The following is a 14,653-nucleotide window of genomic DNA, read 5'->3' on the forward strand; positions in this document are numbered from 1 at the left end:
TAGCAGGTAACCGCGGACAAAATTATTATAACCACTTACTAGATCTGTGCAAATCTGTTCAAACCGTGTATTCCGTGTTCCATAAAAAAATAGGCCGGCTGTTCAGGCCGACCTATTTGGTAGAGTCAAATCTTTAGCCGTTAAACTTGACTCTACTTAACCGGGTATAGTATAAAGCAATAGCCTGTAGATGATATTTAGCAGGCCACTTTCGTTTCTTGTGAATCTTTGGTTGCTGCAGTAGCGTCAATCTGATCCATCTGTTTTGTAAGCTGCTCACAAATGGCTTTCAACTCGTTTTTAAGTACTGCAAGGTTCTCTGTGTTTTCCATAATGGTAACTGTTTTATTGCTCTTCGAATAAAGGTACCGAACCTTTCACTGCCCGGAACCTGGACCATAAATTTGGTCTTAATCATTAAATCAAATAGCTGGTTTTCTCTTGTCAGTTGTCTAACCAGTTAAGCTCTGGTATAAATAAAAAGACCTTCAGGGAAAGATGCTTGTATATGAGAGCGATCTAACCAAGATTAAGAACTCCTATAAGAGGGGGAGGGTTATTTCACAGAGTTTCACAAAGAAGTACAGAGTTGCTCAGAGTGGCTCTGTATAATAATTTTCTTCGTACATTTTAAACAAAGCAAGAGCAGGTAATTAACTCTGTGAATCTCCGCGCTTCTCTGTGTCTCTTTGTGTAATAGTACTTTTACTGTTCCTTAGTAATTTTCAAAATGTCATTCAATACACCGGCTGCGGTGACTTCTCTTCCGGCACCGGCTCCCTGGATGATCATCGGTGTTTCCGCATATCGCGAACTGAAAATCCTCAGCATGTTACCCGTACCCTTTAGTTGACCAAGGGGTGAGTTCAAAGGCAGGCTTTCAACGCCAATTGTGATTTTCCCATCCTTTAGCTTCCCGGTATAGCGTAAGGTCTCGTCTTTGGATGCAGCCTCATCCATATGTTCTTTCCAGTATTCGTCAAATTCAGAAAGTCTCTCCAGAAATGATTCCCTGTCCAATTCTTTCAATGGTTCAGGTATCAGTGACTCAACCTGCAGATCCTCCATTTCCAGCTGCAGACCTAATTCACGAGCCAGTGTCAGGAATTTACGTGCTACATCCTCACCGGAAAGATCATCACGAGGATCGGGTTCGGCGTAACCCTTTTGTTTTGCAACCGATACAGCTTCAGAAAAGGATACCCCCTTTTCCAGCTCATTAAAAAGGTAGGTCATGGTTCCGGAAACTACACCGGATAATTCCAGGATTTTATCTCCACTCTCCAGGAGATCATTGATGGTGGATATGATTGGAAGACCCGCCCCGACATTAGTCTCATATCGGAATGAGACTCCTTTAGCAGAAGCTTTTTCTCTCAACCGGTCATAATAAGACTGTTCAAAAGTATTGGCCAGTTTGCTAGGTGTTACAACATGGATACCTGCTTCCAAAAAATCGGGGTAGAGTCTTGCAACTTCCTCGCTGCCGGTAGCGTCAACGAATATAGTGTGGTGCCAGTCACCGTCTGTAAGTTTTTGAATGATTTCCTGCCAGTCGGTTTCATTTCCTTTGGCAAGCTGTTCTTCCAGGTCTCTCTTATGAAGTCCACGGTTATTCCACAAGGTATGGGTGCTGTTACAGATCCCGACTACATTAAAGGAAACTTCCTTTGATTCAAATTCATCAATCAGTTCAAGCAGCTTGCCGCCAACAGCTCCAACCCCGGCTAGGAAAATATCCGTCCTATTGGAGTCGGAAATCAGGTATTCGTTTATCAGATTTGCGGCTCTTCGTGCTTGTTCTTCAGGAAATAGCAGGGAAAAATAGCGTCGGTTATTCTCCCGGTGGATGCGTCTCGGACGAAGACCCTTGCGGTGCAGGAGCTGCAGGATCTGTGTTACTGCCCGGTCACTCTCTTTGAGTTTGTTAGTGAATGTATTTACACGGAAAAGATCCCGGGATACTGACAGTTCTATATCTTCTCTCCGCGCTAGCTCCTGTAACGGTTTTTCCAGGGTGTCGTAGAGTTCATTTTTCATAACAAACTGGGCCGGCTCAAAACGCGAGGTGCGCGAGATGCTGAAACCGTCAGATCCTGAATCCGGAAGTTCGGGTTGATCCAATAACCGGGAGATCTCACTCGCCAGGGAATCCGGCACTTCAAAATAGATAAATGGCCCCGTCACTGTGATGGAGCGAAATTCGCCGTTAGTCTGATGCTCTCGCCTGATCAAGGTACCCGATTGTTCGGGTTTATAGCTATTGCGAACACGGATGGTTAAATCACTTTTCCGTACTGGATTGATGGTTTTGGGATGAATGACCTTTGCGCCATGGGCCGACAACTCTGCGATATCCTCGAAGCTGAGGTATTCAAGATTTCTGGCCTCAGGTACTATTTTGGGGTCGGCAGTAAGTACGCCGTCCACATCAGTCCATATCTCCATATGATCGGCATTCAATGCGTCGGCAATCAAGGCTGCAGTATAGTCCGATCCGGAGCGACCGAGTGTTGTGATCTCATGCTGCTGTGTAGAACCGATAAAACCGGTGATCACTGCGATTTTATCGAGCGACTGCAAAGCTTCGTTCAGCAGTTCACGGGTAAGTCCCGGAATGATATTCGCTTCACCGAAAGTGTTATCTGTTTTCACGTAGTGCTGGGTCTCAACCGGCACGGATGGCAGCTGTCTCGCCGATAGTACTGATGCAAACAGGTGAGCCGAAGCACGTTCTCCGATAGAGAGAATGTGGTCTCGCCATGCTTTGTGTTTTTCAGTTCTAAGATCCTCATTAAAGTAAACTGCTCGAAGTTCGTCAAACAGGGCATTTAATTGTTCAAAGTTCTCTTTCGTTGAACCTCCCAATCTGGTGAGCAGACTCGTATGACCTTTTCTGAGTTCTTTGAGAATTTTATTTGCTTTATCTGCCTTGGACGGGGAAATGTTTGAGAGGGCCAACAACCTTTCGGTTACGCCAGAGATGGCTGAAACCACAATAACCGTACGTGCCTCTTTCGATTTCTCTTTAACGACCTGCACGGCGCGATTAATAAAGGAGGCGTCCTGCAGTGAGGTTCCCCCGAATTTTAGTATATGTGTCTGTGACATCTTTGTTTATGAATTAAAGACGGATTGAAATTTCTTCTTTAAATGTGTGAACTAGCCGGTTGATCTGTTCGAATTCAATGAGGAACGCATCATGCCCGAACGGTGAGGTGATTTCGGCATATTCCCCGTATGGCAACAGGTCTGCCAGTTCTTTCTGTTCATGAGTTGGATACAGCATATCGGAATCAATGCCGATGACCAGTACGGGTGGACGTACGCCCCCGAGAATTTCTTCATGTGTGCTGCGATTGTGAGCCACATCATGAGCATCCATGGATTGGGTCAGACGCACATATGATACGGCATCAAACCTACCGGTCAGCTTCTTCCCTTGGTAATTGAGGTATGATTCCACCTCGAAAATGTCAGATTTCTCCTGCAGTCGACGTCCGAATTTAGATTCGAAGTCTTTGGGACTGCGATAACTGTTCATAGCAATCATCCGCGCCAGTGAGAGCCCCTTCTCAGGCGGATGTTCCTCATCATAATAACCCTCCTTCCAGTTCGGATCACTATAGATGGCTTGTCGCTGGGTATGACTGATACCCACTGCCCATGGGCTATGGGCTTTGCCCATACCGATCACTATGGCGGAACGGGTCCGTAGATCCATGATGGCAAATTCCAGGGCTTGCATGCCTCCCAGGGAACCACCGATCACCGTTTCAACACCCTGTACGCCCAGCGAGTCGAGCAGCCGCTGGTGCAGGCGAACCATATCGCGCACATTCACTTTCGGGAAGTCGGCCCGGTATACCTGACCGGTTTCCGGATTAATCGAGGTTGGTCCGGTTGACCCATAACAGCTGCCCAATGCATTGGGACATATAATAAAGTGGCGCTCCGGGTCCAGGGTTTTCCCTTTTCCGAAAAGCCCGCTGAACCATTCGTCAGCCTTGGTGTTGCCGGTTAAAGCATGGCATACCAGTACGGCATTGTTCCGGTGACGGTTCAGTTTGCCCCAGGTTTGGTAGGCCACTGTGGGGTCCGCAATCTTATGACCGACCTCAGTGACCAAGGGGTTATCAAATGTTTTCGTTTTAACTTCTGACATCAGTTATTACAAATATTAGTTGTCATCCCGATCCACCTACTGGCGGGTCGGGATGACTTATTTAAGCTGTAACCTTGATTTTGCTGAAAGCAATCTCAAAATCTTCAATGATATCATCGATATGTTCGATACCTACCGATACTCTGATCAGGTCACCCGTTACACCACTGGAAGTCTGTTCTTCGTCACTAAGCTGCTGGTGCGTAGTAGATGAAGGGTGAATGACCAGTGTCTTGGCATCCCCGACATTGGCAAGGTGACTGGCAACTTCCACATTTTCAATGAAGGTCCTTGCGGCTTCAAATCCGCCATTTACCCCGAACGTAAGAACCGCACCAAATTTACCCGGTTGCAGGTACTTCTTTGCCTGCTCGTGATAGGGATGGTCAGGCAGACCGGTGTAGTTAACCCAAGACACAGCATCCTGTTCTTTAAGCCATTTGGCCAGTTTCAGTGCATTTTCGCAGTGTCTCTCGGTACGCAGCGACAAGGTTTCCAGTCCCTGAAGTAGCAGGAAACTATTGAAGGGGGAAGGTGCCGATCCGAAATCTCTGAGTGCTTCTACTCGCGCTCGAATGGCAAACGCTATGTTACCGAACGGACCATCGGGACCGAATGTCTCCCAGAACTTAAGCCCGTGATAGGCAGGAGAAGGTTCGGTAAACAAAGGGAAATTACCATTGCCCCAGTCAAAGTTACCGGCATCCACGAGCACACCGCCGATACTGGTTCCGTGTCCTCCTATCCATTTGGTAGCCGACTCGGTGACAATATTGGCCCCATGCTTAATTGGTTGGCAAATAGAACCACCCGCCCCAAAGGTGTTATCGACTATAAGGGGTATGCCATGCTTCTGTGCAATATTGCTGAGTCCTTCAAAATCGGGCACATTTCCTCTGGGGTTACCGATTGATTCAACATACAGCGCCTTGGTATTCTCATCTATGGCAGACTCGTAAGCTTCCAGTGTATCTTCTTTCACAAAGTTGACATCGATGCCCAAGCGGGGCAGCGTCACCTTAAACTGGTTGTAAGTACCGCCATACAGAAAGCTGGTGGATACGATGTTGTCACCGGCCTGTGCGATGGTAGCAATAGTTAAAAACTGTGCCGACTGTCCGGAACTGGTGGCTACTGCTGCGGCTCCGCCTTCCAGCGCAGCAATGCGTTTTTCAAACACATCAGTGGTCGGATTCATGATTCTGGTATAGATATTACCGAACTCCTTTAGCGCAAAAAGATCTGCTGCATGATCGGTATTATCAAACTCATAGGATGTAGTTTGGTAGATTGGAACTGCTCGTGCACCGGTTGCAGGGTCTGGTTCCTGACCGGCATGCAGCTGCAATGTCTCAAATTTTAGGTTTCTTTCTTCTCCGTTGTTACTCATGGCTTTTATGATTGATTTTTTGTGACTGTTAATTTTAATACAATTCTTTAGCTGAGTTTAGACGCCCCAAAAGGCATTCTTCAAAATCTTCGCCAATAAAAAAGCCTCTTCCGAAATCTTTGTGTCCATAATACGTGGGAAGATTTCAGAAGAGGCTTTGGTTGTAAGAAACCGAACCTTACTGCTTATCTTTCTCCACGTTATGGAGCAGGAAGTAGCACCTTTCCCGCAGCTTATTGAAAAGACTGCGAAATGGTTGCTAAGGCTTCACAGGGCCTGATCCCTCTGCCTTTCTCGATAAGAGTACTTTCAAATTTATAAAGAACAATAAAAAGAAAAGTCCCTCGGCGAGAACCGAGGGACTTTGTAAACTCAAACAGACTTATGAAAAAGCTATCCCCCGGTGTATTCCTTCTGCCTACACATGGAACAACAACAAGGGCTTATATTTTCTAACAGTTCTTTCATAAGTGGTTTTAAATTCTGCACTTAACATACAATGTTATTTAAGATCATACAAGAGTCGATCTTAAAAAAATGTTAAGAGTCTTGCTCATTTGATACTCCAAGACGCTCAGTTTGTATATAAAAGTTTGGGTCAACCTGAAAGTCCGATGAATCATCCAGATCCAGGTCGCTACTTTTCCACCTTGTTGATGTTGGATAGATAAAAATAAATCGGCCATCACCGTTCCCTACCTTCATAGGCATATCGAAATGGGTTACATCGGCCTTCCACTTGTAGTAGAGGCGATCGTTTTTAAAATAATACTGAAAAACGGGTATTTCCGCGTAGTGCAGGTACTGGTCGAAAACATCGTCGAGGTCTTTGCCTGACTGTGCGATGATATAGCGTTCCACTTCCGATGCGTTTACGGTCTCATACCGGAATGTTTCCTGAAGCCCTCGAAGGATGTTTTTCCAGGTGGAGTCGTTATCTACAATTTGGCGTAGCGTATGCAGCATATTGTTGCCTTTGTAGTACATGTCACCCGAACCCTCATCATTCAGACCATAGGTCCCGGTCACCGGCTGTTCATTTTTAATTCGGTCGCGCAACCCCCTGGCATATTCTGCACCAGCTTCCTTACCGAACCGGCATTCCACATAAATATTTTCTGCGTAGCTGGTAAAACCTTCATGCACCCACATATCGGCAATATCATTGGTGGTGATATTGTTGCCCCACCATTCATGGGCCGCCTCATGGATGATGATGAAATCCCACTTCAAACCCCACCCTGAACCCGATAGGTCCGTACCTCGATAGCCGTTACGGAAAGCATTGCCATAGGCAACTGCACTTTGATGCTCCATGCCCAGGTGGGGGGTATGAACCAGTTTAAAACTGTCTTCATAAAATGGGTAGGGACCGAACCATTCTTCAAAGCACTTCATCATGGGTTTGACCTGCTTGAATTGTTCCTGCGCTTTTTGCAGATACTGCTCCAGGACCCAATAACTCAAGTCCAGCGTACCGTATTCTCCCTCATAGGTTTCGGTAAAATTTACATAATTGCCGGCGTTTACAGCCACATTGTAATTGTTGATGGGATTGCTCACATGCCAGGTATAGGTTGTACTATTTTCGTGGACGGTTTTACTTTTGAGTCTCCCGTTGGAAACGTTTACAAGCGGTTTTGGCACAGTAATGCTGATATCCATGCTGTCAGGTTCGTCTGACTGGTGATCTTTGGTCGGCCACCATACGCTGGCTCCAAGCCCCTGGTTAGCCGTGGCAATCCAGGGATTACCGAGAGAGTCTGTCGCCCAGACAAACCCTCCGTCCCATGGGGCATTTTCGGCGACTTTGGGTTTGCCCTGATAGTAGATCGATATGGTGTAAAGGGAATCTCTTTTTAGCTCTCCTGGCATATCAACGAAGAAGGCATTCCCTTCACGGGTAAAGTCTAGGTTGTTCCCGTCTTGACGGATTTGATCTACCTCAAGCGGCGGCTGAAGATCTATCTGCATATCCTTTGGGGAATCGGTTACGCGGTAAGTGATATGGTTGTAGCCGCTGATGGTGGAGTCTTCGGGGAAAATGTTGACGCTGAGGTCATAGAAGGTGACATCCCACCAGGCTCGCTCGGCAGTGATGCTGCCCCGCAGGCTGTCAGCCTTGGAAAACTCGTCTTGCTCCTGTAATAATTGAGCCTTGGCGTTTGGAATAAAGAGAAATGATGTGACTAGTAATAGAGCTATAAAAAACTTATTCATAAATATAAATCTTTCTATCATTTGTGCATGACTGTACCACAGAGGTACTCAAAGAAGCACAGAGTTTCACAGAGATTCTTCGTATAACTTAGTGGTAAAAAGCAGGGCAATATTTATTTAATACCCGTAGTTCCTGACCATATTGGGGTTGTCGCGCCACTTGTCGCGTACTTTAACATGAAGGTCGAGATACACCTTTTTGTCGATAAATTGCTCAATAGACTCCCGAGCGTTTTTCCCGAGTTTCTTGATAGCTTTGCCGCCCTTTCCGATTAACATGCCTTTCTGCGATTCACGGTTCACAATCACTTCGGCATCGATATAATCAAGGTCGTCGCGTTCATCATATTGTACAATATTTACCGTACACGAATAGGGTAGTTCCTGGTGAAATTGCAGAAAAAGCTGTTCACGGATTAGCTCAGCCACGAAAAATCGAATCGGCTGTTCGCTGAGCATATCTTTCGGATAAAAAGGAGGTCCGGCCGGGAGTCTTTCTTTAATCGTATTCATCAATTCAGAAATTCCCTCACCGGTCAGGGCCGAAACATATGCGGTCTCTTCAAAATCATATTTCGTTTTCAATTCGGCAGCTACGGCCTGGGCACCCGGCTTTGAAACTTTGTCCAGCTTGTTGACGACCAGCATTACGGGCTTTTGCAACGAAGCGAAAGCCTTAAAGATACGATTCGGGATCTGAGGTTCCTCTACATCGACTATCAGCAAAATAAGGTCGGCATCGTTGCGGGCACGGTCCACCAGTCGCATCATGGCTTTCTGCAGCTCATACCTCGGATCGATGATGCCGGGGGTATCCAGGAATATAATCTGCAGGTCTTCCTCCGAATGGATACCGAGGATTTGGTGCCGTGTGGTTTGAGGCTTATGGGTGGTAATAGAGATTTTACTGCCCAGAATTCTATTCATCAAAGTGGATTTGCCCGCATTGGGCTTCCCCAGAATAGCTATGTAGCCTGATTTGTGCTGCTCTTTTTGTTCTGCCATACTCTGTTTTAACACTTAGTCACTAAGTGCACTTAGTGGTTATATTTATTCATGATTTCCAGGAATGACTCGACGGTGTTATGCAAACCTTTGAATAGGGAAGTGGAGATCAGCGCATGTCCGATACTTACATCATTCAGATGGGGTACGGTACTGACGAACTCATCCAGGTTGTCGAGGTTCAAGCCGTGTCCGGCATTCACTTTCATGCCCAGATCATGAGCCTGTTCGGCACCCTCTTTCAAACGTTCCAGTTCGTGGGTCCGTGCTATTTCGGTCTGGGCATTCGCATAGGTCCCGGTATGAAGTTCTATGGCATCACTTCCGAGTTTCCCGGCCAGATCAATATCCTCAGGATTGGGGTCCAGAAACAGGCTGATTTCGATGCCGCTGCCTTGCACTTTTGGGAAAACACGCTGTTCGAAATCGTCAAAATGGGTACTCATATTCAGTCCGCCCTCGGTAGTAAGTTCCTCACGGCTCTCCGGGACCAAGGTAATAAGCTCAGGTTTTACCTCAAGACACATATTAATCATTTCGTGTGTGGCCGCCATCTCAAAATCGAGTGTGCCGGTGACGGCTTTTTTAAGTGCATACACATCTTCATCACGTATATGGCGGCGATCTTTGCGCAGGTGAAAAACGATACCTGAAGCTCCTGCTTCCTCGCATACCTTAGCGGCTTCCACAGGACTGGGATACCCTTCGCCGCGGGCGTTTCTGAGGGTTGCAACGTGATCAATATTTACCAGAAGCTGCATGGGATTCTGTAGAATTAATTATCGGTTGTTATTGAAGGCCTAAATATAGATTATTTGTAGGAGAGTTTTAGATGCATTATTGACCCAAATTTGTATGACCATTACCCCAAAAAAAATCATCTCCTTCGCTGCAATTCTCCTTTTTGCAGGAGGATGTGGTGTGGTACCGCGTACCGGCGCTCCGCCTTCTACAACATCCGGTGGGCAAAACCCCGATGTCTCATCTCCACCCATGGCGGCTTCTGTTTCGTCTTATAACGAAGCACGTTCTACGCTTATGCAGGCCTACCGGGAATGGAAGGGTACTCCATATGTTCTCGGAGGAGCAAGCTCCAGCGGTGTTGACTGTTCCTCTTTCGTCAGAATTGTTTTTGAGAATTACTTCGGTTTGGAATTGCCTTCCAATACCCGTACTCAGCTAAATGCAGGAACAGGTATTCGTCGTCTTTCCTTAAAGACAGGCGATCTCGTCTTTTTCAGGACCGGCAGAAAAACTCTCCATGTGGGGATCATTACGGAGGGTAAAGACTTTCTGCATGCATCCACCTCCAAGGGGGTTATGATCAGCAGTCTGAAAGAATACTACTGGTCGAGCAGGTACCTGGCGGCTCGCAGGGTACTTTAAAAGAGATTCGAAGCCACACAGTCTAAAATTTTTAACCTCACAAGCGGGACGTTCACGGAAACTTCAGGGTGGTTATTGCCTCGAATTTGCACGGATTTATATTTTATGGTGCTAGCGTCTCGCTAGTACCATTAATGGGAAGGCAGCTATTTTAATACACCTCCAAGGTTCTATTGTACCTTGGAGGTGTGTATCTATTAGTTTGTCTATCGATCTCAACCACTGCTCCACAGTGATATTGAATAGTCGCTAATCTACCCTGTTAACGTTCTCAAAAAAAGGGAGCACTTCCGTACTCCCTTTTTATTACCTGGAATAGGTTTCTTGCAGATGGCAAAGCGCGTAGGCAAGACCCATTCCATTGTCTGTTTTTAATAAGAACTGAATTCTCTTAGGTAAATATAATCTGTGCTCCTTCCGAGAGTTCATAAAACCTGCCCACGGAGATGATATCATCGACCTGTGGACAGAAATCTTCCATGGTAAGATGGAACATATCTACGCTGGCTTTGCAGGCGTAGATATCAGCGCCGGTATCATGTATCATCTCTATGAATTCACGCACGGGAGGGATATCTAGCTCTTCCATCTCCTGTTTCATCTTGCGGGTAGCAAAAGCAGACATACCCGGTAAACCGCCTAGTAATGTCGGGATGTGCATGGCAGGATTTCCCACCGTTGCAACTTTCAGCTTATCCATTTTCTTGTCAATGATCGCTTCCATCCCGAAAAAAGTGAAAAAGAGGGTGGCCTCTATGCCTTCCATTCGAGCACCGTTTGCCATAATCAATCCGGGATATACGCTATCCAGTGATCCACGAGAGATAATAATGGATACCTTTTCAATAGGTTGGGTTTTTACTTTCGGAGTTCCGTTAGGTGAAGTTTTGGTTTCTGCACTATTCATGATAATCCTCTTTATGATCTTAGATACATCCTGTTGGTTTGGGTATCCCGGCTATTTTAGCAGCCTTCTTTGCTGGTCCTTTAGGAAAAAGCTGGTACAGCTCTTTGGTTGGAACCCCGCTCTCTTTGGTAAGTTTTCTGATCGAAGGACCGTCGCCCTTCTCCTCATACTCCTTGCGCATAAATTCAATGACTGTCCAGTGTCGATCAGTCAGTTCAAAAATACCTTCCTGCTCAGCAAGTTCGCGGGCGATATCTTTGTTCCATTGGGTATGATCCTTTAAAAAACCCTCCGCATCAATTTCCAGGGTTTTATTGGCTAATGTTGCTGTTGACATAATGATACCTCTATAGGTTTATTTCATTTTTAAATTATTTGGCGCCGACAAACTCTGCTTCTTCAGGAACCTTTTTCCCTTTCATGCTCATATTAGTTTGAACCGGCAGTTCCTTACCTTTTATGAGGGCATTCCAGTAAATCCATTTAAACATCATTTTTCCCCAGTGGTTGATGGCTGTTTCTTCCAGCAGGGTAAAGGGTCCGATGCCAGGAATGGGGAATTTTCCGGGTAGAGGTTCAGTATCATAGTTGAAATCGATAAGTAATCCCTTACCGTCACCCGATTCAATAAAGCAGTTTGCATGTCCGTCGAAATGGGCCTCGGGTTCTCGTCCTTCTACAACAGCCATAAAATTCTCAAAGAGAATATCTCCTTCAAAATGTGCTACAGAGCCTGCTTTTGAGGATGTCAGGTCGGTAGCATCTCCAATAACAAATATATTTTCCCACTCTTTAGCTCGAAGTGTTTGAGGATCGGTGGGCACATAGTTGAATTCATTCCCCATTCCACTGCGTTCAATCGCACGGGTACCCATATTGGTCGGTATAGCCACTAAAAGATCGAAAGGAATTTCCCTTTCATCCCAGGAAACTATTTTTTTCTCCTCATTGTCTACTCTGCCTATGGCAAACTCCGTTTCCAGATGGATATTCCGTTTTTCAAGGTAATCACCCAGTTTGTGTGCAGCCACCGGTTTGGTAAAGGCATCAGGCAGAGGTGTTGCCAAAGTAATGTCAACTTTATCGCGCATGCCTCTTTTTTTGAAATAATCATCGGCAAGGAAAACAAATTCTAAGGGTGCTACAGGGCATTTAATGGGCATTTCAGCAATATTGACGACTAATCTTCCGCCTTCCCACTTTTTTAGAAATTCTGCCAGTCCCGTTGAGCCTTCAAGTGTGTAGAAATCAAAAATTGATTTCTGCCAAAGTGGTCCGGTCATTCCCTCAATTTCATCCGGACGGATTTCGGTACCGGTTGCGATGATCAGGTAATCATAATCTAAAATATCGCCGTTCTCGAGTTTTACCTCATTCTTTTCCGGATATATTTTTTGAATTTCAGAGTAGCGAACCTCAACATCCTTTGGGAAGAACTTATTCTTGGGTTTGATTACATCTTCCTGCGTATAGATGCCAAAAGGGATAAAGAGAAAGCCGGGTTGGTAGTAGTGAGTATCGTCTTTATCAACAAGGGTGATGTGCCATCGTCTGTCATCCAGAACTCTGCTGAACTTATTGGCCATAATGGTGCCGGCCATACCTGCACCTAAAATGAGTAATTTTTTCATAGTGGGCCTCGCAACTTTTAATCTTACGTAATCTATACGTCAATTCTTTCCAGGTAATTTGTTTTCAAACAATCTAATTCTATCAGTTTCGCTGGGTTGCGAGGTGCTGTAGAAATATTCTGTAGTGCAATTACTTACAGATTTAATACCGGTACTTTTAGAGATTAATCAATACTGTAAAAGCTTAATAACACTCTATAGCTAACCTGCTGCCTGAGGTGGCAGCAGGTTATTTGGTAACTCAGATATTAACTACAAGTCAAAACTGAGTCCGAATATGAATATGGAAGTTGATAGTTCATTTTTGACTTCCGTACCCGCCATGCTTCCCTGTGGACCTATCCATTGCCCTTGAGTACTATTCTTTACCCCATATTGGAAGGCGCCACTTAGCTGAATTTTAGAAGATAGCGGGTATGAAGCACCAGTACTTATGTGATGTTCAATAATAGCGGGGGCGGAAACATTGAAAAACGAGTCGTCATGATTAATTGGACAAGGATTGTAGGAGTAACCAAATCGAATAGGAAGTTTCCGGGTCAACTCATATTGCAAACCGGCAGTGTAGACAAATATGCTTTCCCATCCGAAACCTTGTACGGCACCAGTTTCATCATATCCGTTCCTATTAAAACCATCAGTTCGTGAGAAGTCGATGTATTTAACATCAAATGCCATCAAAAGTCTGTTTATTCCGGTATAACTTAAACCTCCTGTAAGTATAGAGGGGTAGTCCAGGTTAAAGCTGAATTCTCTTGGATTTCCTGTTTCATCAGATGAATTAAAGTTCAGATCAGCAAAATGCTGAGTGCTTTTGTAGGAGATTCCAAAATGGAAGTTATTTATGTTTTTGAGGTTTAGACCAATAGAATAGCCGATACCCAGGGCAGATGTCTTAGGGCCATCCGGATAACTGTAAAACCCGTCCCCGTTTCCATCATCGGGAGTTGCTGCGGGGAATGGATTTACTTCCAGGGAGGAACGATTTAACAGTGGGGAAAATCCGATAGAAAGCTTGTTGTTTACTCTGTAGGCAATGCTGGGTGCCACCTGTAGTAGTTGGAATTCAGAGGGTATTGCTCCGAACCCAAAGCCGCTGGGGGCTTGGGGTGTGGTGATGGGGTTTGTCGGAGTCATTTCATAATCTACACCAAAACCCCCGACCCCGTAAGCACTAAAACCGAATGCCCAATTTGATTTTTCAGGCACGTAGGTTAATGCAATAGCAGGAATTGGAAAGGGACCTGCGGTACTTTCGGTTGATCCCGAAATTGTTGCGCTGGGGAAACTTGGGCCAAATGCATTTTCCTGAATTGATGAGTATAGGGTGCCGCTAGGCCTCATAATTTGAAGGCTAACATCCAAAGTTATTCCCTCGAAATGGGTTAATGTTGCCGGATTTGCATACAGACCGCTTAATCCATCAAGGGGCAGAGCTACTGTTCCGGCTCCGGACATGGATTGGTCGATGGCTCCCACACCACTCATGACGTGACCGGTTTGGGCATATGTTGAAATTGCGAATAGCATCGATATAAACAATACCAGGATTTGCTTGAGTAGTGAACTTGTGCTATTTCTTATTCTCAGTAAATACATAATGGATACCTCTTAGTGTTTATGTAATGTTGGTAATCTTTTGGGTTCAATTGGTACAGTTGTAAAATTCTTAACCGGTTTAGGTTGGTTTTCTTAAAATTCATTTGATACAGTAGATTTTATTGGAGAATTGATAAGAATTGAGAGGTCGGAAACTGCCTGTTGCTATTTTCAATGGATACCCCTCTGAACTGCAAGTCCAAACAATTGATAGAAGCAACAGAGTATTTACAGGAGTGGCTTCAATTTCAGCTCTTTGTTTCAGAGCTCTAAGCAGGAATCTTGCATTCCTGAAGTATGATAGGTCGTTTAGAATGATACTCGGATTACCATTTATCAGGAAAAAGGAA

The 14,653-nt window shown here is 45.3% G+C and carries 12 protein-coding genes and 1 riboswitch; of the genes, 1 reads left to right on the top strand and 11 read right to left on the bottom strand.

Features of this window, described 5'->3' with window-relative positions:
- Window positions 1–197 precede the first annotated feature (197 nt).
- From G3570_RS16460 to G3570_RS02265, 7 genes are all read right to left on the bottom strand, one after another.
- Window positions 198–332 (bottom strand): hypothetical protein, encoded by a 135-nt coding sequence (locus tag G3570_RS16460; protein WP_282958213.1) that lies wholly within the window; start codon window positions 330–332, stop codon window positions 198–200.
- Window positions 333–705: 373 nt separating this feature from the next.
- On the bottom strand, window positions 706–3,111 hold the full coding sequence (locus G3570_RS02240; RefSeq protein WP_165138733.1) for an aspartate kinase: 2,406 nt from the start codon (window positions 3,109–3,111) through the stop codon (window positions 706–708).
- Between the two features lie 13 nt (window positions 3,112–3,124).
- On the bottom strand, window positions 3,125–4,165 hold the full coding sequence (gene metX / locus G3570_RS02245) for a homoserine O-acetyltransferase MetX (protein WP_165138735.1): 1,041 nt from the start codon (window positions 4,163–4,165) through the stop codon (window positions 3,125–3,127).
- A gap of 61 nt (window positions 4,166–4,226) precedes the next feature.
- A complete protein-coding gene (locus G3570_RS02250) occupies window positions 4,227–5,555 on the bottom strand; it encodes an O-acetylhomoserine aminocarboxypropyltransferase/cysteine synthase family protein (protein ID WP_165138737.1) in 1,329 nt (442 codons plus the stop codon).
- A 182-nt stretch (window positions 5,556–5,737) separates the two neighbouring features.
- Window positions 5,738–5,859: riboswitch (SAM riboswitch) on the bottom strand.
- Window positions 5,860–6,095: 236 nt separating this feature from the next.
- Window positions 6,096–7,775, bottom strand: coding sequence for a M1 family metallopeptidase (locus tag G3570_RS02255; RefSeq protein ID WP_249066596.1), 1,680 nt, complete (start codon window positions 7,773–7,775; stop codon window positions 6,096–6,098).
- 117 nt (window positions 7,776–7,892) lie between these two features.
- Window positions 7,893–8,780, bottom strand: a complete 888-nt coding sequence (gene era, locus G3570_RS02260; RefSeq protein WP_165138741.1) for a GTPase Era — start codon at window positions 8,778–8,780, stop codon at window positions 7,893–7,895.
- Window positions 8,781–8,812: 32 nt separating this feature from the next.
- Window positions 8,813–9,541 carry a pyridoxine 5'-phosphate synthase gene (locus G3570_RS02265; protein ID WP_165138743.1) on the bottom strand — a complete coding sequence of 243 codons (729 nt, stop codon included), beginning with the start codon at window positions 9,539–9,541 and terminating at the stop codon, window positions 8,813–8,815.
- 94 nt (window positions 9,542–9,635) lie between these two features.
- Here G3570_RS02265 and G3570_RS02270 point away from each other — a divergent pair, with 94 nt between their 5' ends.
- On the top strand, window positions 9,636–10,166 hold the full coding sequence (locus tag G3570_RS02270; protein WP_165138745.1) for an NlpC/P60 family protein: 531 nt from the start codon (window positions 9,636–9,638) through the stop codon (window positions 10,164–10,166).
- Window positions 10,167–10,557: 391 nt separating this feature from the next.
- Here G3570_RS02270 and G3570_RS02275 read toward each other — a convergent pair whose 3' ends face one another.
- From G3570_RS02275 to G3570_RS02290, 4 genes are all read right to left on the bottom strand, one after another.
- On the bottom strand, window positions 10,558–11,073 hold the full coding sequence (locus G3570_RS02275; protein ID WP_165138747.1) for a DsrE/DsrF/DrsH-like family protein: 516 nt from the start codon (window positions 11,071–11,073) through the stop codon (window positions 10,558–10,560).
- 19 nt (window positions 11,074–11,092) lie between these two features.
- The gene (locus G3570_RS02280; RefSeq protein ID WP_165138749.1) at window positions 11,093–11,410 is read right to left on the bottom strand and encodes a TusE/DsrC/DsvC family sulfur relay protein; all 318 of its coding nucleotides are present in this window, start codon (window positions 11,408–11,410) and stop codon (window positions 11,093–11,095) included.
- A 34-nt stretch (window positions 11,411–11,444) separates the two neighbouring features.
- Complete coding sequence (sqr, locus tag G3570_RS02285) at window positions 11,445–12,704, bottom strand: type III sulfide quinone reductase, selenoprotein subtype (protein ID WP_165138751.1); 1,260 nt, start codon at window positions 12,702–12,704, stop codon at window positions 11,445–11,447.
- A 252-nt stretch (window positions 12,705–12,956) separates the two neighbouring features.
- Window positions 12,957–14,303, bottom strand: coding sequence for an OmpP1/FadL family transporter (locus tag G3570_RS02290; RefSeq protein ID WP_165138753.1), 1,347 nt, complete (start codon window positions 14,301–14,303; stop codon window positions 12,957–12,959).
- Window positions 14,304–14,653: the final 350 nt, after the last annotated feature.

Source organism: Halalkalibaculum roseum, from assembly GCF_011059145.1.
GTDB classification, from domain to species: domain Bacteria; phylum Bacteroidota; class Rhodothermia; order Balneolales; family Balneolaceae; genus Halalkalibaculum; species Halalkalibaculum roseum.